At 62.6% G+C, this 18,269-nt stretch carries 16 protein-coding genes and 1 pseudogene; 16 read left to right on the top strand and 1 reads right to left on the bottom strand.

Annotated features, from left to right (window positions below; all coding sequences use genetic code 11):
- Positions 1 to 245 precede the first annotated feature (245 nt).
- From ACRQ5Q_RS26470 to ACRQ5Q_RS26410, 13 genes and pseudogenes are all read left to right on the top strand, one after another.
- Positions 246 to 1,466, top strand: a complete 1,221-nt coding sequence (locus ACRQ5Q_RS26470) for an acyl-CoA dehydrogenase family protein (protein WP_439392807.1) — start codon at positions 246 to 248, stop codon at positions 1,464 to 1,466.
- A 58-nt stretch (positions 1,467 to 1,524) separates the two neighbouring features.
- Complete coding sequence (locus tag ACRQ5Q_RS26465) at positions 1,525 to 2,370, top strand: enoyl-CoA hydratase-related protein (RefSeq protein ID WP_439392805.1); 846 nt, start codon at positions 1,525 to 1,527, stop codon at positions 2,368 to 2,370.
- Between the two features lie 31 nt (positions 2,371 to 2,401).
- On the top strand, positions 2,402 to 3,628 hold the full coding sequence (locus ACRQ5Q_RS26460; protein WP_439392803.1) for a CaiB/BaiF CoA transferase family protein: 1,227 nt from the start codon (positions 2,402 to 2,404) through the stop codon (positions 3,626 to 3,628).
- 31 nt (positions 3,629 to 3,659) lie between these two features.
- Positions 3,660 to 4,445 carry an enoyl-CoA hydratase gene (locus ACRQ5Q_RS26455; protein ID WP_439374748.1) on the top strand — a complete coding sequence of 262 codons (786 nt, stop codon included), beginning with the start codon at positions 3,660 to 3,662 and terminating at the stop codon, positions 4,443 to 4,445.
- A 35-nt stretch (positions 4,446 to 4,480) separates the two neighbouring features.
- Positions 4,481 to 5,407, top strand: a complete 927-nt coding sequence (locus tag ACRQ5Q_RS26450; protein WP_439392801.1) for a 3-hydroxyacyl-CoA dehydrogenase — start codon at positions 4,481 to 4,483, stop codon at positions 5,405 to 5,407.
- Between the two features lie 21 nt (positions 5,408 to 5,428).
- Positions 5,429 to 6,397: a 3-hydroxyacyl-CoA dehydrogenase NAD-binding domain-containing protein gene (locus ACRQ5Q_RS26445; RefSeq protein ID WP_439392799.1), complete on the top strand. Its 969-nt coding sequence runs from the start codon at positions 5,429 to 5,431 to the stop codon at positions 6,395 to 6,397.
- Positions 6,398 to 6,530: 133 nt separating this feature from the next.
- A pseudogene (locus ACRQ5Q_RS26440) lies at positions 6,531 to 7,379 on the top strand (heme o synthase); the annotation flags it as partial.
- A 127-nt stretch (positions 7,380 to 7,506) separates the two neighbouring features.
- Positions 7,507 to 8,385 (top strand): ubiquinol oxidase subunit II, encoded by an 879-nt coding sequence (cyoA, locus tag ACRQ5Q_RS26435; protein WP_439392797.1) that lies wholly within the window; start codon positions 7,507 to 7,509, stop codon positions 8,383 to 8,385.
- A 2-nt stretch (positions 8,386 to 8,387) separates the two neighbouring features.
- Positions 8,388 to 10,370 (top strand): cytochrome o ubiquinol oxidase subunit I, encoded by a 1,983-nt coding sequence (cyoB, locus tag ACRQ5Q_RS26430; protein ID WP_439399875.1) that lies wholly within the window; start codon positions 8,388 to 8,390, stop codon positions 10,368 to 10,370.
- On the top strand, positions 10,367 to 10,999 hold the full coding sequence (locus tag ACRQ5Q_RS26425; protein ID WP_439374752.1) for a cytochrome (ubi)quinol oxidase subunit III: 633 nt from the start codon (positions 10,367 to 10,369) through the stop codon (positions 10,997 to 10,999). The genes cyoB and ACRQ5Q_RS26425 overlap by 4 nt, the downstream gene beginning before the upstream one ends.
- Positions 10,996 to 11,391, top strand: a complete 396-nt coding sequence (gene cyoD, locus ACRQ5Q_RS26420; protein WP_439392795.1) for a cytochrome o ubiquinol oxidase subunit IV — start codon at positions 10,996 to 10,998, stop codon at positions 11,389 to 11,391. Before ACRQ5Q_RS26425 ends, cyoD begins: the two co-directional genes overlap by 4 nt.
- Before the next feature lie 5 nt (positions 11,392 to 11,396).
- Complete coding sequence (locus ACRQ5Q_RS26415) at positions 11,397 to 11,852, top strand: hypothetical protein (RefSeq protein ID WP_439374754.1); 456 nt, start codon at positions 11,397 to 11,399, stop codon at positions 11,850 to 11,852.
- Between the two features lie 207 nt (positions 11,853 to 12,059).
- Positions 12,060 to 12,293: a DUF6894 family protein gene (locus ACRQ5Q_RS26410; protein WP_439374755.1), complete on the top strand. Its 234-nt coding sequence runs from the start codon at positions 12,060 to 12,062 to the stop codon at positions 12,291 to 12,293.
- Between the two features lie 984 nt (positions 12,294 to 13,277).
- Here ACRQ5Q_RS26410 and ACRQ5Q_RS26405 read toward each other — a convergent pair.
- Positions 13,278 to 14,126: a helix-turn-helix domain-containing protein gene (locus ACRQ5Q_RS26405; RefSeq protein ID WP_439392793.1), complete on the bottom strand. Its 849-nt coding sequence runs from the start codon at positions 14,124 to 14,126 to the stop codon at positions 13,278 to 13,280.
- A gap of 53 nt (positions 14,127 to 14,179) precedes the next feature.
- Between ACRQ5Q_RS26405 and ACRQ5Q_RS26400 the strand changes: the two genes are divergently transcribed.
- Genes ACRQ5Q_RS26400 through ACRQ5Q_RS26390 form a run of 3 tightly spaced genes read left to right on the top strand, consistent with a single transcriptional unit; the run spans position 14,180 to position 18,259 of the window.
- The gene (locus ACRQ5Q_RS26400) at positions 14,180 to 15,397 is read left to right on the top strand and encodes an ABC transporter substrate-binding protein (RefSeq protein WP_439392791.1); all 1,218 of its coding nucleotides are present in this window, start codon (positions 14,180 to 14,182) and stop codon (positions 15,395 to 15,397) included.
- Positions 15,398 to 15,451: 54 nt separating this feature from the next.
- Positions 15,452 to 16,402, top strand: coding sequence for a 3-carboxyethylcatechol 2,3-dioxygenase (locus ACRQ5Q_RS26395; protein WP_439392789.1), 951 nt, complete (start codon positions 15,452 to 15,454; stop codon positions 16,400 to 16,402).
- Between the two features lie 45 nt (positions 16,403 to 16,447).
- Entirely contained in the window at positions 16,448 to 18,259 is a 1,812-nt protein-coding gene (locus ACRQ5Q_RS26390) for an FAD-dependent monooxygenase (RefSeq protein WP_439392787.1), read from the top strand.
- Positions 18,260 to 18,269: the final 10 nt, after the last annotated feature.

The raw sequence follows: 18,269 nt of genomic DNA, 5'->3' as shown, positions 1-18,269 counted from the left end.
TCTTGCTCCGGACAGAACAGGTCTTGCGCGCGCGACCTCGGCATTTTGTGACTCCCCATTACCTCAGATAGTCTTGAGGGAGCGGCCATTATCCCGCATCTGCGTCTGCCGCCCCGCTCGCCAGCAACAAATGACAAAGCCACAGCACGCGATGCAAAGCCAAGGGCCGCTCACTTCACTACGGTCGATGTGTTGAAACGAGATGCCTGCTGCAATCGCAGGCCCCGCATCGAACGGAGATCGAAATGGCAACCGCTACTGCGCTCAAGCATTCGGCAACGAAACAGCTTCCGCTGCCGAATGCCGACTTCTTTCAATTCGCTGAAATGCTCTCCGAGGAGGAGCGGGCGGTCGTCAAAATGGTGCGCGACTACATGCAGACAAAGGTCGCACCCATCATCAACAAGCACTGGGTGGAGGACTCGTTTCCGTTCGAATTGCTGCCCTCCTACAAGGAGCTGAACATCGCCGGTCTCGGCATCAATGGTTACGGTTGTCCGGGCGGAAGTCCTGTCCTGTTCGCTCTGGTCGCCCTGGAGATCGCGCGGACCGACGTTTCGTTCTGTACCTTCCATGGTGTCCACACCGGTCTCGCGATGAATTCCATCTATCTCGCGGGCACCGAGGAGCAGAAGCAGAAGTGGCTGCCGTCGATGGCGCGCATGGAAAAGGTCGGCTGCTTCGCGCTGACGGAGCCACTGGTAGGTTCGGGGACCGGTGCCGGTCTCACGACCACGGCGAAACGGGACGGCGACACCTGGATCCTCAACGGCCAGAAGCGCTGGATCGGCAATGCGCCGTGGTGCGACATCTCGATCGTTTGGGCACGTGACGTCGCCGACGACCAGGTGAAGGGCTTCGTCGTCGAGAACAAGACGACGCCCGGTTTCAGCGTCGAGAAGATGCAGAACAAGATTGCGCTGAAGGTTGTGCAGAACGGTCAGATCACGATGACCGATTGCCGCGTGCCTGATGCGAATCGCCTCCAGGGAGGCAAGGGAACGTTTCGCGATCCCGCGCTGGTGCTGCGCGGCACCCGACATGGCGTTGGATGGGAGATCACCGGAGCGCAGATGGGGGCCTATGAAATCGCCCTCAAATATGCCCAGGAACGCCTGCAGTTTGGCAAGCCGATCGGCTCGTTCCAGCTGGTGCAGGAGTTGCTGGCGAAGATGCTGGCCAACATCGTGGCCTGCCAGTGCATGCTGTTCCGCTCGGTGCAGCTGGAAGCCGAAGGCAAGCTGACGGATGCGCAGGCCGCGATCGTCAAGGCATTCTGCACGAGCAAGGCGCGGGAAACGGTCGCCTGGGCCCGCGAGTTGCTGGGCGGCAACGGAATCCTGGTCGACTACAACGTGGCGCGCTTCTTTGCCGATACGGAAGCGATCTACTCCTACGAAGGCACCTATCAGATGCAGAACCTGATCGTCGGCAAGGCGATCACCGGCTTCAGCGCCTTCGTCTGATGTCGCGAACGGGCCGGCACTCGGCTGCCGGCCTCAACCTCAGCCAGGACCAATCAACATGTCAACATCAGCAATGACGCCGTCACTGGCGGCTTCCTCCAATGCTTCACCCGCGGGAGCATTGACGCTTGCGAATGTTCTCTACGAGACGCGCGGCGCGATCGCCTGCGTGACGGTCAACCGGCCCAAGGTCCTCAACGCCTTGAACCTGCCGACCTGGCGGGATTTGCGGACCGCATTCGAGGCGGCGCAGAATGACGCCGCCGTGCGTGGCGTCATCCTGACGGGCGCGGGCGACAGGGCTTTCATTGCCGGCGCTGACATCAGCGCCCTCGCGCAAGCCGCCGCGATCGACGCCGAGCGGTCCAGCCGCCTCGGACAACAGGTCCTCGATCTCATCGAGAATCTCGGCAAGCCGGTGGTCGCGGCGATCAATGGCTTTGCGCTCGGCGGCGGCTGCGAGACCGCGATGGCCTGCACCATCCGCGTCGCCGTGGAACACGCGAAGTTCGGCCAGCCGGAGGTCAAGCTCGGGTTGATTCCAGGCGGCGGCGGCACGCAGCGACTGCCCCGGCTCGTCGGCAAGGGCCGGGCGCTTCAGCTCATCCTGTCGGGTGGAACCATCAGCGCGCAGGAGGCGCATCGTATCGGGCTCGTCAACGAGGTCGTCGCAGCATCCGATCTGATCCCGCGCGCTGAAGCGATCCTGAACGAGATCGCCACGAACGCACCGCTCGCCGTCAAATTCGCGCTCGACGCCGCCAACAAGGGAATGGAGACGAGCCAGAGCGAAGGTCTCGCCCTCGAGGCCTCCTATTTCGGCCTGTGCGCGGGCACCGACGACAAGAAGGAGGGCACTTCCGCCTTTCTCGAGAAGCGCGCACCGCAGTTTCAGGGTCGCTGAACAACCAACCTATCCAACTCAGGAGCCATCAATGGCAAACGAAAATATCTTCTCTGGCTTGAAGGTCGTCGACCTGTCCAGCTTCGTTGCGGCACCAGGCGCGGCCGTAATCCTCTCCGACTTCGGCGCCGATGTCATCAAGGTCGAGCCGCCCCAAGGCGACATGTGGCGGCAAGGGCACCACACGCCGGTCCAGCCGCAATCCGAAGAGGCCTATCAGTGGCATCTTGCCAATCGCAACAAGCGCAGCATTGCGCTCGATCTCAAATCCCCGGGCGCGCAGCAGATCCTATTCGAGCTGGCCAATTGGGCCGATGTGTTCATCGTCAACACCCCGCACCATGCGCGAAAGAAGCTGAAGCTCGAATATGAGGACGTCGCGGGATGGAATCCGCGATTGATCTACGCTGATCTGACCGGCTTCGGCGAGAACGGACCTGACGCTGACCTGCCCGGCTTCGACGTCACGGCGTACTGGGCGCGCAGCGGCCTGTTGTCGATGACACGCGATGCCGGTGTGCCGCCGACCTGGCCGGTGGGCGGCAGCGGCGACAACGCCACGGCGGTCGGCCTCTATTCGGCGATCGTCACGGCCCTCTATCGGCGCGAGCGCACCGGCAAGGGTTCGCATGTCACGACCTCACTGCTTGCCCAGGGTGTTTGGTCGGCGAGCGTTTCGATCCAGGCGGCACTCGCCGGTGCGAAGTTTCCGCCGCGCCACGATCGCACGCATCCCGCCAACGCGGCGATGAACGTCTATCGGTCCTCCGATGAAACCTGGTTCGTTCTCATCATCACCCCCGACAAGTTCGTGACCGTCGTGAAGGCGATCGGCCGGGCCGATCTGCTGAGCGATCCCCGCTTCTCCACTCCGGCGCAGATCCTGGCGAATATGACGCCGCTCACCGCCATCTTCGACGAGCTTTTCAGCAGTCGGACCATGTCGCACTGGCATTCGGTCTTCGCCGGCCTGAACGTCACCTTTGGCGAAGTCCGTGGACCGCAGGAAGTGATCAACGATCCGCAGCTCCTGGACAACGAGATCATCGTTCCGCTCAACGGCGCCGGCGGCAAGCTGACCTCGACCATCTCGAATCCGATCCAGGTGCACGGCGTCGCCAAGGCGGCGGCCCGGCGCGCGCCCGGCCTCGGTGAGCACACCGAGGAGATTCTTGGCGAGCTCGGCTTCGACGCCAACGACATCGACGGCCTGCGCGCGAGCGGCGCCGTGCCGAAAACGAAAAAGCACGCGATCTAACCGCTCCCGATGCGACAGAAGGAAGCACACAATGGGTGACATCATCACGGAAACGTCCGGCGGCATTCTCCGGGTCGAGCTCAATCGGCCGGCCCAGAAGAATGCAATGACGGCCGCCATGTACACCAGCCTCGCCGCCATCTTCCAGGAAGCTGACAAGGACGAGGCGATCCGGGTCGTGCTCTGGCACGGCGCCGGGGATGCATTCTGCGCCGGCAACGACATCGGAGATTTCCTCAAGAATCCGCCTGGACCAGGCGAGTCCCCGCAGACCGCCCTGATCAATGCGTTCATCGCGTTTGAAAAGCCGATTGTCGCGGCCGTGCGAGGCGCCGCGGTCGGCGGCGGCACCACCATGCTGACGCACTGCGACTTCGTCTACGCGGGCGAGAGCGCGAAGTTCAAGCTGCCGTTTATCGATCTCGCGCTGGTGCCGGAATTCGGCTCGAGCTTTTCGATACCGGCGCGCGTTGGGCAACTTCGGGCGGCGGAAATGGTCTTGCTCGGCGAACCGTTCACGGCCGCGCGGGCGGCCGAGCTCGGCATCGTGACCCGCGTAGTGCCCGATCGCGATCTTCTCGCGGTCGCCGCTGCCACCGCGCAGAAGCTCGCGGCAAAGCCGGCCGGTGCGTTGCGCGCCTCCAAGCAGCTCATGAAGCAGGCTTCGATCAACCAGCTCAGAGAGGCCGCGAAATTCGAGAGCCGCGAGTTCAGCGCGCGGCTGCGCTCCGCGGAAGCCACTGAAGCCTTCACGGCGTTCCGGGAAAAGCGGGCGCCGAATTTCACCAATCTGCCGAAGCCGCTCCCTGCTGAATAGACCAGCGCCAGCGAACCGACACAAAAGGACAGACCATGACCTTACTCCATGCCACGCAGACAAGAGCCGCATCGGGCGCGACCCGCTCGGGCCGGCTGTTTCTTCTCGACTTGAGCGGCGGCCGCGTCCTGTCGATGGATCCTGACGGCTCGCATTCCCAGCTCATCGCGGCCGACTGCCCCCATCCCGACGGGATCGTCGTCGACGTCGACGCGGGTCACGTCTACTGGACCAATATGGGTGCCGTTCCCGGCCGGAACGACGGCTCCATCGAACGCGCCGATATCGATGGACAGAACCGCAGGTTCATCGTTGCACCGGGCGGCACATTCACGCCGAAGCAGCTCCATCTCGATAAGGAGAACGGCAAGCTGTACTGGTGCGATCGCGAGGGCATGCGAGTGATGCGATCGAATCTCGATGGCTCGCAGATCCAGACGCTCGTCCAGACCGGGCAGGGCGACAATGACCGGCGCGATCAGAGCAGATGGTGTGTTGGGATCACGATCGATCCGGAACGTGGACAGATCTACTGGACGCAGAAGGGCGGAGACAACGCCGAAGTCGGCCGTATATTGCGCGCCGGGATCAACATCCCGAAGGGCGAGACGGCGGCTGATCGCAGCGACATCGAGGTCTTCTTCAACGGGCTCCCGGAGCCGATCGATCTCGAGCTAGATCTCAAGCATCGTATCCTCTACTGGACCGATCGCGGTAATCCCCCGCGCGGCAACACGGTGAACCGCGCGCCCATCGACGCGAAGCCAGCGCAGAATGTGCCGGAAATCGTGGTCGCGGACCTGATGGAAGGCATCGGCATCGCACTGGATGTTCCGGGCAACCGCATGTTCGTAACCGATTTCGCCGGCTCGCTCTATGCGGCGAAGCTCGACGGGACGGAGAAGCGGATGCTTCTCGGTGCGCAGGGAAATCTCACCGGCGTCGCCTACGTCGAAGTCTGACAACCAGATCGGAGCATACCCATGACCAGTACCAAACCCATTCGTCGCGTCGCAATCATCGGCACCGGCGTGATCGGCGCGAGCTGGGCTGCGCAGTACCTCGCCAAGGGACTTGAAGTCGTCGCGACGGACATTGCGCCCGACGCGGAAGCCGCGCTGCGGAAGTTCGTGAAGTCGGCCTGGCCGGCGCTCGAGCGACTTGGCCTATCGCCTGGCGCATCGCTGGCCAAGCTGAAGTTCACCGCCGACCTGGTCGAAGCGGTCGCCGGCGTTGACCTGGTCCAGGAGAACGGACCCGAGCGGCTGGAGTTCAAGCAGAAACTGTACAAGCAGCTCGACGAGCTGCTGCCGCCGGACGTGATCATCGCGTCGAGCTCATCCGGGATCAAGATGAGCGACATTCAGTCGGGCGCTGCTTTGCATCCCGAGCGTTGCGTCATCGGCCACCCCTTCAATCCGCCGCACCTGATCCCTCTGGTTGAGATCGTCGGGGGGACCAAAACCTCGGAACAGACGATCCAGCGGGCGATCGCGTTCTACAAGTCGATCGGCAAGAAGGCCGTAAGGCTCAACAAGGAAATGCCGGGCCATGTCGCCAACCGCCTGCAGGGCGCTTTGGCGCGGGAAGTCTACTACCTCGTTGCGGAGGATGTGCTGAGCGCGGCCGACGTCGACGACGCCTTGTCCTGGGGGCCGGGGCTGCGTTGGGGCATCATGGGCAACATGATGCTCAACCATCTCGGCGGTGGCCATGGCGGCATCGAGCATTTCCTTCACCAGTTTGCCGGTCCGCTGAGCGCGTCGTGGAAAACGCTCGGCTCGCCCGAGCTCACGCCCGAGGTCCGGAAGAAGCTGATTGACGGCGTTCATGCCGAGGTCGGATCGCGCACCATCGAAGAGCTCGAGGCAGAGCGGGACGAGATTTTGCTCGGTCTTCTCGAACTCCGCCGCAAGCGTCCGGGAATCTCGCGCGAGGGCGCCGAAGTCTAGCAGGGGACCGGCCACATCCTCGCAACGGCAAAATCGAAAACCACACCAACGGCTGTGGCTTGAGGGATCGATCACCATGTGCATGCCCGCGATTCCGTTACCGCGCCTTCGGCTGACTTCGCGATCCGGCTGGGTGGATCGCCTGCCGCATTTCATCAGCCTGGCCAAGCCGCGCGTCATGGCGCTCGCGCTGTTCACTGCCTTCGTTGGGTTGATGATCGCACCGGTACGCCTGGAACCACTTCCTGGCGTCATCGCAATTCTGGCAATCGCAGCTGGCGCCGGTGCCGCCGGCGCATTGAACATGTGGTACGACGCCGATATCGACGCCGTCATGGCCCGCACCGCGATGCGGCCAATTCCCCGCGGCAAGGTCTCGAAGGCTGAGGCGCTCGTTTTCGGAACCATCCTAGGCACCATCGCCGTCGCGACACTCGCATTGGCGACGAATCTCGCGGCGGCCGCACTGCTCGCCGGCACGATCCTCTTCTATGTCTTCGTCTACACGGCATGGCTGAAGCGGGCGACGCATCAGAACATCGTCATCGGCGGCGCCGCCGGCGCGCTGCCGCCCATGATCGGATGGGCCGCAGCGACCGGGCAAGCCGGGCTCGAGCCGCTCGTGCTTTTCCTCATCATCTTTCTCTGGACGCCGCCCCATTTCTGGGCTCTCGCGCTCAATCGCACAGATGACTACGCCCGGGCCGGCGTTCCCATGCTGCCGCTTGTTGCCGGACGGGGCGCGACGGGCCGGCAGATCCTGATCTACAGCGCCTTGCTTGTCGTCGCTTCGGAGCTGCCTTGGGCACTCGAGCTTGCCGGCGCGATCTATGGCGTGATTGTCGCCGCCTGCGGCGCGGTTTTCCTCTGGCTCGCACTCCAGCTGAGCAGGAGCGCTGGAAACAATCGTCGCGCGGCGTACAGGCTGTTCGCCTTCTCCATCGCCTATCTGTTCCTGCTGTTTGCGACTGTTCTCGTCGATTACAGCAGCGGTTCATTCGCATCGATACGCTTGTCCTATGACGACCGGGGCCGCGTGTCTCCGCCTTCGATGCAACAGCCAAGCGCTGCGCATGACACGCGCACCTCTAGGGTTCGGGAGTCGTGAGATGCGGTACCGTTCGTTCACCCTGCTCCTGTTTGCTGCCGCGACGCTCGGCGGCTGCGATGGAGGCGTGCTGGATCCCAAGGGCCCGATTGCGCTTGCCGAGCGGCAGATCCTGTTCAATGCGACCGGCATCATGCTCGCGATTGTGATCCCGGTGGCCATTGCCACGCTTGGCGTGGCCTTCTGGTTCCGGGCATCGAACGAGCGCGCACGCTATCGGCCGGAGTTTGTCTATTCCGGCCGCATTGAGATGCTGGTTTGGTCGATCCCGCTGATGACCGTGCTCCTTGTCGGCATCGTGGCCTGGATCGGCGCCTACGATCTCGACCCGCCCAAGCCGATTGCCTCCGCCACAAAACCGCTCAAGATCCAGGTCGTCTCGCTCGACTGGAAATGGCTGTTCATCTACCCGGAGCAGGGGATCGCGAGCGTCAATCATCTGACGATCCCGGCCGGCAGACCGGTCAGCTTCGAGCTGACATCCTCAGGCGTCATGAACAGCTTCTTCGTGCCGCAGCTCGCCGGCCAGATCTACACCATGGCCGGAATGGTGACACGCCTGAACCTCGTGGCTGACCATCCCGGCACATATCGCGGGATGTCGGCGAATTACAGCGGCGCGGGCTTCTCCGACATGGTCTTCAAGGTCGACGCGGTGGCGCCCGACGACTTTGCGCAATGGGCTAATGCGACGCGCAGCGCCGGCCCGGTGCTCGACGCACAATCCTATGCCGCGCTGGTGAAGCCGAGCAGGGCGGTTGCGCGCTTTACCTATCGATCGGTTGCGGGCGGCCTGTTCGCTGACATCGCGAATGCCGCAATGGAGCCGGCCGCGGGTCTCTGCGTCGCTTATCCCAAATCCATGAGGGCAGAACGATGAACCTGTTGGGCAAACTCGATTGGACTGCCATTCCGCTTCATGAACCGATCATCATGGGAACGGTAGGAATCGTCGGCGCTGTCGTCCTGGCGGCTCTCGCATGGGTCACCGTCAGGGGACACTGGCTGTATCTCTGGCGAGAGTGGATCACATCGGTCGATCACAAGCGCATCGGCGTGATGTATATCGTCCTCGCGCTGCTCATGCTCGTGCGCGGTTTCGCGGATGGGATCATGATGCGGACGCAGCAAGCGGTTGCTGCCGGCGGTGCGCAGGGATATCTGCCGCCCGAGCATTTTGACCAGATTTTCTCGGCGCACGGCACGATCATGATTTTCTTCGTGGCCATGCCGCTCGTGATCGGACTGATGAATTTTGCCGTGCCGCTGCAGCTCGGCGTCCGCGACGTGGCGTTCCCGACCATGAATTCCGCGAGCCTCTGGCTGACTGCGACGGGAATCCTGCTGATCAACGTCTCGCTTTTCGTCGGTGAGTTCGCAAAGACCGGCTGGGTTGCCTATCCGCCGCTCAGCGAGCTGCAGTTCTCGCCGGGCGTCGGCGTCGACTACTACCTCTGGTCCCTGCAGATCGCGGGAATCGGGACCTTGTTGAGCGGCGTCAATTTCGTGACCACGATCCTGAAGATGCGGGCCCCTGGCATGAGCTACATGCGCATGCCGGTGTTCTGCTGGACGGCGCTCGCCTCGAATTTTCTGATCGTGGCTGCCTTTCCGGTGCTTACCGCGCTGTTCGCAATGCTGCTGCTTGATCGTTATCTCGGCTTTCACTTCTTCACGCTGGACGCCGGCGGAAATGCGATGATGTACGTGAACCTGTTCTGGGTCTGGGGTCACCCCGAAGTCTACATCCTGGTCCTGCCGGCATTCGGCATCTATTCGGAGGTGAGCGCGACATTCTCCGAAAAGACGCTGTTCGGTTACCGGTCGATGGTGGGTGCGACCCTGGCCATCTGCGTGCTCTCCTACACCGTGTGGCTGCATCATTTCTTCACCATGGGTGCCAGCGCCGGCGTAAACGCCTTCTTCGGCATCACAAGCATGATCATCGGGGTGCCGACGGGCGTCAAAGTCTTCAACTGGCTGTTCACGATGTATGGCGGTCGCGTCCGGTTCTCGGTGCCGGTGCTTTGGACAATCGGCTTCATGGTGACGTTCGTGTTCGGAGGCCTGACCGGAGTTCTGCTGGCGTTGCCGGCCGTCGATTGGCAGGTACACAACAGTGTCTTCCTGGTCGCCCATTTCCATCACGTCATCGTCCCGGGTGTCCTGTTCGGCGCGATTGCCGGCTACAATAACTGGTTCCCGAAGGCATTCGGCTTCAAGCTCGATGAGCGCTGGGGTATCGCGGCGTTCTGGTGTTGGTTCATCGGCTTCCATCTCGCCTTCATGCCGCTCTACGTGACCGGCCTCATGGGCATGACCCGCCGCCTGCAGCACTACGATGTCCTCGCCTGGCAGCCCTGGCTGTTGGTCGCCGAGGCCGGCGCCGTCATCGTGATGGCCGGAATCATCTGTCAGGTCGTCCAGCTCGTGGTGTCCATTCGCAACCGCGAACAGCTCCGTGATACGACGGGCGATCCGTGGAACGGCCGCACCTTGGAATGGTCGACCGCGTCACCGCCGCCCGCCTGGAATTTTGCGGTCCTGCCGCGTGTTGATGAGATCGATGCCTTCTGGGCGAAGAAGCAGCGCGTGCTCGCAAAGCAGGACTTGCGTCAGTGGCAGCGCAGCTACGAGCCGATCGAAGTGCCCAAGAATGGTTCAGCCGGATTTTTGACGGCGTTCTTCGCAACGGTCACCGGCTTCGCTCTGATCTGGCACATCTGGTGGTTGGCGGGCCTCGGCCTTCTCGGCGCGGCCGTGACGTGGCTCGCCTTCATGTTCCGCGGGGAGGACGAGGTCGAGATTTCGGAAGAACAGCTCGACCATTTCGATCGGGCACATCAGGTGGAGGTCTCGCTATGAACGTCCTGGTCGATGCAAATGCTGTCCGCACCGGCGAGCCGATTAATGTTAGCGAGGCGGGACTCGCACCCAAGCGAATCGTCGCCGGCTTCGGGTTCTGGATCTTCCTGCTGAGCGACATCGTGATGTTCTCGGCGCTGTTTGCGAGCTATGCCGTGCTCGCAAAGGCGAGTGCGGGCGGCCCGACCGGCGCCCAGTTGTTCGATCAACGCAACGCCGCGATGGAGACCGCCCTTCTACTGCTCTCCAGCTACAGCTGTGGTCTGATGTCGTTGGCCATCAATTCGCGCCATCAGCTCGGCACCTGCCTTGGTGCCGTGGTGACGATCCTCCTGGGGGCGGCATTTCTCAATCTCGAATTCCGCGAATTCCAGGACATGGTTGCGGCGGGGGCGTCACCGCAACGTAGCGCATTTCTTTCCGCCTTCTTCACGCTGGTCGGTTGTCACGGACTGCACGTAGTGATCGGACTGGTCTGGCTCGTCCTCATGATGGTTCAGCTGTCGCTAAGGGGATTTCAAGCCGTCGTGGTGCGCCGCCTGCACTGCTTCTCGCTGTTCTGGCACGCGCTCGACATCGTCTGGGTCCTGATATTCACGATTGTCTACCTGATGGGAGTCCTTCCATGACTGAAATGCGTTGGGACGTTGCACCGGGAGACAGGCCAGCCATCCCGGCCGCGGAGCGAAGCGCCTCTGCGGGCGTTCTCGTGTACACGATCGGCCTGCTGCTGGCAGCGATCCTGACGGCGACGTCCTTCTGGGTGGCCAACACTTCGGCGATCTGGGCTCCCGGCGTGCCGGCCGGGCTTGCTGTCCTGGCCATCGCTCAGATGGGGGTGCACCTGGTTTTCTTTCTTCACATCACCACGGGAGCGGACAGCACTCACAATGTCCTGGCGCTGGCATTTGGCGTGCTCATCGTATTTTTGGTTCTCGCGGGGTCGCTCGTGATCATGGCGAACTTGAATGAGAACATGATGGTGCACGGCGAGGTGATGAATTTGCAAATGCGACGCTGAACGATATGGATGCTTCCATCATCTCTGCACTCGCGGCTCTCTCCGGCGCAACTATTGGCGGCCTGACGAGCGGGGTGGCGAATTGGCTGAATCACCGAAGCCAGATCCGCGCGCAATGGCTGCTCCATGAGAAGAACCGGCGACAGATACTCTATCGGGATTTCATCGAAGAAGCCGCGAGATGTCACATCGATGCGCTTCAGCATCATGAGGTCGGCGATGGCGCCCCGGGACTGGTTGCGCTGTATGCAAAGCTCAACAGGATGCGAGTGCTGTCCTCGAAGCCGGTCGTGCGAAGCGCCGAGCACATCGCCAAGACGATCATGGACACCTATCTAGAGCCGGACAAGAGTTTCGGCGAACTGCGTGACATGGCAAAATGCGGATCCATCGATCTGCTGCGCGAATTCAGCGAAGCCTGTCGTGAGGAGTTCGACGAGATGCGCGACCGCCAGCTTTGACCGGGGATACGGGCAGTGGCACCCTTGAGAGGCACCATCCCGCCTGTCCAGCGGAACCGTCGCTCGCATCGAATGTCACGGGCCTCCTGGGCGGATACGTCGGCCTGCTGTCGACAGCAACCCATGACAAAATCACGGCAACCAGAGCAAAGCCGTGGCCGGTGAAATCCTGCATAACGGATTGGTACCGGTCGAAGGAAGTCGGACATGACCCAGGTATATTTTCACCGCTCCACGACGAAGAAGGTTTTTCTCGATCACCACGGCGCCGTGGTGAGCGATCTCGCTGAGGCACGCGATCACGCGACCCGGCTCGTGCAATCCTTCATCAAGGAGCACAGCCTTGAGGATTGGCGTGACTGGGTCCTGCATGTCAGCGACGACCAGGGCGATGAGCTGTTCGTCGTGCCTTTCGTCTTCGTACTTGGCAAGCCGCATTGAGGTCAGCATGGGCGCAATACGATCGCGACAGCGCTGCTTCGCCGAAGGGTGAACGAAGTCGCGAGAAGAGTGCAGACTCATCGGGATGGCTCACGATCCGTATCGGCCCGAGCGTCACCACATGCGCGGGCCAGGCCCAAAATGGTTCGCCAAACATGGCGGATCCGCATCCGTCACGATTTTGCGGAACGCAAGCGTTGAGTTCCCGGCGCGTCTCTCCTCCCTGTCCCTCGCCGGGCTTCCCGCGGCCGGTCCTTTCCCCTCCCGAGGACCGGCCGCCCCTTCTTGGCCCGATCCGAGAAACAGCATTGAGACGCGAACTCAACAACGCGAATGACCAGGACACCTGGAGCGCACAATGAAGAAATGTCTCACCCATGCGATCGCCGCGAGTTGCCTGACGGCTTCGTATCGGCCGCACAAGCCCACTCGGCCTCTGACGGGTCATGGGACTTCGCCCGTAATCTCATGGCTCCGGATCGGCCGGTTGTGCGATCCAATTTCGTCATCTCCTTCACGCGCTATTAGGCCTTTTCCTAACTAAGCTCACGTCAACCGTTGGATTCAAGCCGACTTCATTGGCCCAGCCGATTTCAGACTGCGGTTGAATGTGCGTCGTCTTTGGCGTTCTCTTTGTGTCGATGCGTCTTGCGAAGAAATCGCTTCACACGTGCGACTGAGAAGCTGGCGTTCGCTTGAGAGGCAAAGCGACCGTAAGGGGGCGGAGGAAAAGTGGATAACGCTTCGAGAGAGGCAGTCGGACTATGCAACGCGTCACGCTGCGTCGTCGGTTCATTCTGATCTCTGATACGTCGGGCCGCGATAACAGTGATCTGCCTCATCGATTCAGACCTGTGGGGCCTAGAGTGACTACGTCCGCTTCGCTCCAATAGCGACCAAGTTCGTGCGGCAGCGCGATATGTCGCGATGGGCCACACGAGCGGTTTAGTCCTATCGCGCTGAGCGGAAGCGCGTGACAAGTTGTCAGGCGATCTTTCCGCGCGCCTTGTTAGCGGCAGACCACCGCCGCTCGATCTCTTTTACAGCCCTCTTCATGCTCGCCAGATACTTCTTGGCTGCCATTTCAGGAGTCATCGAGGATGAGAAGAAGATCAGATTGAGACTGCCGAGAACGGGCCCCCCGCTTGGAATGGCCAGTGCGATCGCACTGATGCCCGCCTCCGATCCACCAACCGACGATGCGTAGCCGTCCTTCTTTGTTTGCGCTAGAATATCGTTGATGAAGCGGTTGTCCTTCGCCAACGCCGCGTCTTCCTCGACCAGCGATGCGGTCAGGTCCAGCATTTCACGCCGTAGCGTCGGCTCGGAGGCGGCCAGGATGGCCTTCCCAAGCGCACTGCGCACCAAGGATCTCCTCCTTCCGACCATTGAGCGATGAACGGAGAACGGACTGAAAGGATGCGTGCTCTCCCGGATGAGCACCGAGCCAAGCTCGAAGACGCCGAAGTCACTGGGCCATGAAACGTCATCCAGAAGACCGAACATCGCGGGCAGAGCCGCCTGGCTCGATAAGTCGCGCGAAGACACCCCTTCGCTCAAGGCGCGCACCTGCGGCGTCAACGCGAACAGCGCGTTCGTCTCGTCCAAGGTCACGTAGCCATCTTCGCGTAACGTATCGAGCAAGCGATAGCAGGTTGTCCGGTTGAGGCCGGTCCTCTTCGCGAGCTGCACGACGCTCGACGGCCCGCTCGCGTTGAGCTCGTTGATCAGGGCCAACCCTCGGGAAAGTGCCCTGACGTTGCGGTGCATGATCGCCTCCAGTCGTGTTCGCAGTGCGAACATTTCACAGACCGACATGGAATCATAGTTCAATCTGAGGCAATCCATCGCCCGCACGCCCAAACAGGCGGCGACGGGAGGAAACGATGGTTCATTCAAGCTTCTATTTGTCCGCGGCCGTGTGTCTGGTCTTGGTGGCGCCAGCGGCGGCGCAGACCACCCGAGGCACTCCGAACCTCAGCGATGGCAGGGTCAAGATCGGCGTTCTGACCGACATTGCCGGTCCGACATCCATGGCGAACGGCAAGGGTTCGGTCGTCGCCGCCCAGATGGCTGCCGAGGACTTCGGCGCTGGCCTGAACGTCGAAGTGATCTCGGCCGACCATTCCGGCAAGCCCGACATCGGATCCCAGATCGCCGGCCGCTGGTTCGACGTGGAAGGCGTCGATGCAGTCGCGGACATGCAGGGCTCGCCGATCGGCTTCGCCGTGCAGAACATGGCCGCGCAGAAGAGCAAGATCATGCTGCTTTCGGGATCGACCTCCTCGGACTTCAACGGCAAGGCCTGCTCGCCGCTCACGGTCCAGTGGACGGTCGATACCTACAATCTCGCAAAGGGCGCAGCCAAGTCCGTGATCGAGGCAGGTGGAACCAAGTGGTACTTCCTGACCGTCGATCAGGCGTACGGCAATGCCTTGACGCGCGATACGTCAGAGCAAGTCAAGCTCAACGGCGGCCAAGTGGTGGGCAACTCCGTGTTTCCGCCGAACACGTCCGACTTTGCATCCTTTCTGCTGACCGCCTCCAGCGCCGGCGCCAATGTCATCGCGATCGCGGCTTCCAGCGGCGATACCGTGACCGCGCTGAAGCAGGCCGATGAATTCGGGCTGAGCGCGAAAGCCAAGATCGTGCCGCTGCAATCGGTGCTGACGGACGTGCACGCGGTGGGCCTGAAGATCGCGCATGACGCCTACGAAGTGTCCCCGTTCTACTGGGACCGGACGTCCGAAACGCGCGCTTGGGCCGAGAAATTCTTCACGAAGGCGAAGCAGATGCCGACCGGTTTCCACGCCGGCGTCTACTCCTCGGTCGCGCACTACTTGAAGGCAGTGAAGGCGACCGGCACCGACGACGCACCGACCGTGATGAAGCAGATGGAAAAGGAGCCGGTACACGACTTCTTCGCGGCCGACGGCTACATCCGCGAAGACCGCAAGATGATCCACGACATGTACCTGCTCCAGGTGAAGAAGCCCGGAGAGAACAAGGGCGATTGGGATCTCTACAACGTCATGCAGACGTTGCCTGGTGAATCCGTCAACCGCCCGCTTTCCGAAAGTCCATGCCCGCTGGTGAAGAAGTAGGCCGCCGCAGCCAACCGTTCGACAACTCAACTCGGCGTTCGAAGGAATTCGACCATGTCAGTCGCCATCGTCTGCGCTTCCCATACTCCTCTGATGTACAAGGGGCCTGCCAGCAATGAGACCGAGCAACGCGTCCGAACCGCGTTCGGACGCCTCGGAAGCTTCGTGAGGGAGTTCGCGCCGGACTACATCGTCCAGTTCGCGCCTGATCACTTCAACGGCTTCTTCTACGACCTGATGCCCTCGTTCTGCGTCGGAGCCGGCGCTGTGTCCCTGGGCGACTGGGGAGGCGGGACGGGCCCGCTGGACGTTCCGGAGAAAACGGCGCTCGAACTCATCGACCATGTGCGGGCCGAGGATTTCGACGTCGCGGTGTCCTACCGCATGCCGGTCGATCACGGCTTCGTCCAGTTGTGGGAAGCGATGCTCGGGGACTTCAAGTCCATCCCGATCTTGCCGATCTTCGTGAACGCCGCCGCGCCGCCGGTGCCGACCTATCGCCGGGCCCGCCAACTCGGTGAATCCGTCGGCCGCTTCGCGATGCGGTCCGGCAAGCGGGTGCTGTTTGCCGCGTCCGGTGGACTGTCGCACGATCCACCGCTTCCATCGATCAAGGATGCACCGCCCGAAATCCGTGAACGCCTGATCAACGGCCGGAATCCGACGGCCGAGGCCAAGGAAGCCCGCGAGAAGCGCGTGCTCGAGGCGGGTGTTCTCGCCGAGGCGGGCAAGGGGCCGTGCCAGCCGCTCAACCCCGAGTGGGACGCGGAGTTCATGGACATCCTTCGCAGCGGCCAGATCTGGCGCGCGGACGCCCTCGACACCGGCAAGGCCCGCGACGTCGCGGGGCGCGGTGCTAACGAGGTGCTCGCATGGGTCGCCGCCTTCGGAGCCTTTTCCATGGGCGGCCACTTCAAGATGGAGCAGGAATTCTACGAAGCTATTCCGGGCTGGATCGCCGGCATGGCGATGATGGCGGCCAAGCAGGCCGACGGCGCTCATTGATCGACTAACCCCCGCGCGAATGCGGAAGCATCGCGGAGCAGGCAAATGGCATACGAAACGGACGTGCTCATCATCGGCGCCGGCCCCACGGGCTCGACGACCGCCCTGGCGCTCGCCAATTGCGGCGTTCGCAGCCACATCGTATCGCGCGGCAACTGGATGGCCGACAGCCCGCGCGCCCACATCACGAACCAGCGCGCCAACGAGGTCTTCCGCGATCTCGGGATCGCGGAAGACGTGGCCCGGTACGCGAGCCCTTGGGAGCTCATGGGCGACACGACCTTCACGACGAGCCTGGCTGGGGCCGAGCTGATCCGGATGCGGACGTGGGGGACCGGCGACGATCGCCGCGGCGATTATCTGCGCGCAAGCCCCTGCGGCATGGTCGACATCATCCAACCGTTGCTCGAGCCAATACTGTTCCAAAAGGCGGCCGAGAAGGGCGCGACCTTCGCGTTCAACACCGAGTACGTCCGGCATGAGCAGGATGCTGACGGCGTGACGGCCACGCTGCGCGATCGTCTCGACGGGCGAGAGTACACCGTTGGCGCGCGTTATATGGTCGGCGCGGACGGCGCGCGCTCGATGGTGGTGGACCATCTGGGCCTGCCGATCGAAGGCCAGATGGCGCGCGCCGGCACCGTCTACACCGTCTTCAACTGTGACCTGACCAGATACAGCAAACATCGGCCGAGCATCCTGAACTGGATCGTGACGCCGGATGCGAGCTTCGGCGAGATCGGCATGGGCCTGCTGCGGGCCGTGCATCCGTGGACCCAGTGGATCGCCGGTTGGGGCTTCGACATCACCAAGGGCGAGCCGGACCTATCGCCGGAAGCGATCATTCCGAAGATAAAGATTCTGATCGGCGACCCGTCCGTCGACATCGACATCGTGCGCACGTCGATCTGGTACGTGAACCAGGCCTACGTGACCCAGTATTCGAAGGGCAGGGTGCACTGCAGCGGCGATGCGGTCCACCGGCACCCACCGTCGAGCGGATTGGGCAACAACACCTGCGTCCAGGACGCCCACAACCTCGGTTGGAAGCTCGCCTACTCGGTGAAGGGCTGGGCCGGTCCGAAGCTGCTGGAAAGCTACTCGCAGGAGCGGGCGCCGGTCGGAAAGCAGATCGTGCTGCGGGCGAACCAATCTCGGCTCGATTACGCCCCGCTGAACGCATGCTTCAGGGTGCAGGGCGCGGAGAACCCGGTCGCCGCGGGTATCGCGCGCTTCCGCGATCCGGGGCCGGAAGGCGTGGCCGCCCGGAAGGCGGCCCAGGCGGCGCTGGACCTGAAGCAGACGGAGTTCAATGCCCAAGGCACCGAGATGAACCAGCGGTACGGATCCTCGGCCGTGCTTCCCGACGTCGGTGCCAAGCCGGAGGAGTGGCGGCGAGATCGCGGCCTCTACAATCAACCGACGTCACGCCCGGGCGCCAAGATCCCGCATGCCTGGCTCGTCGATCGTGATGGCTTGCGCGTGTCGACGCTCGACGTGACCGGAAAGGGCCTCTTCACCGTCGTGACCGGCCTCGCCGGCGGGGCGTGGAAGCAAGCGGCGCTGCGCCTCGATCTGCCATTCCTCCGGGTCGTGGTGACGGGCTCGCCGGAGGCGCAGGACCTCTATTGCGAGTGGCAGCGCATTCGCGAGATCGAGGAAGCCGGAGTTCTGCTTGTCCGCCCTGATGGCGTGGTCGCCTGGCGCGACATTGAGGGGACGGCCGACATAAGCGCGGCTCTCGATCGGCTGAGCGCTGCCATCCGGACGGTTCTCGATCTCGCGGACCTCTCGGCTATCCCACGCGAGAAACCTTCCTCCCCGTCCAAGCCCAGCGGTACGCCGCTTTTCGCCTGACAGCAACAAA

The sequence above is a fragment of the Bradyrhizobium sp. PMVTL-01 genome (assembly GCF_051861855.1).
Lineage (GTDB): Bacteria > Pseudomonadota > Alphaproteobacteria > Rhizobiales > Xanthobacteraceae > Bradyrhizobium.
This window is presented reverse-complemented; position numbering and strand designations above follow the sequence as displayed.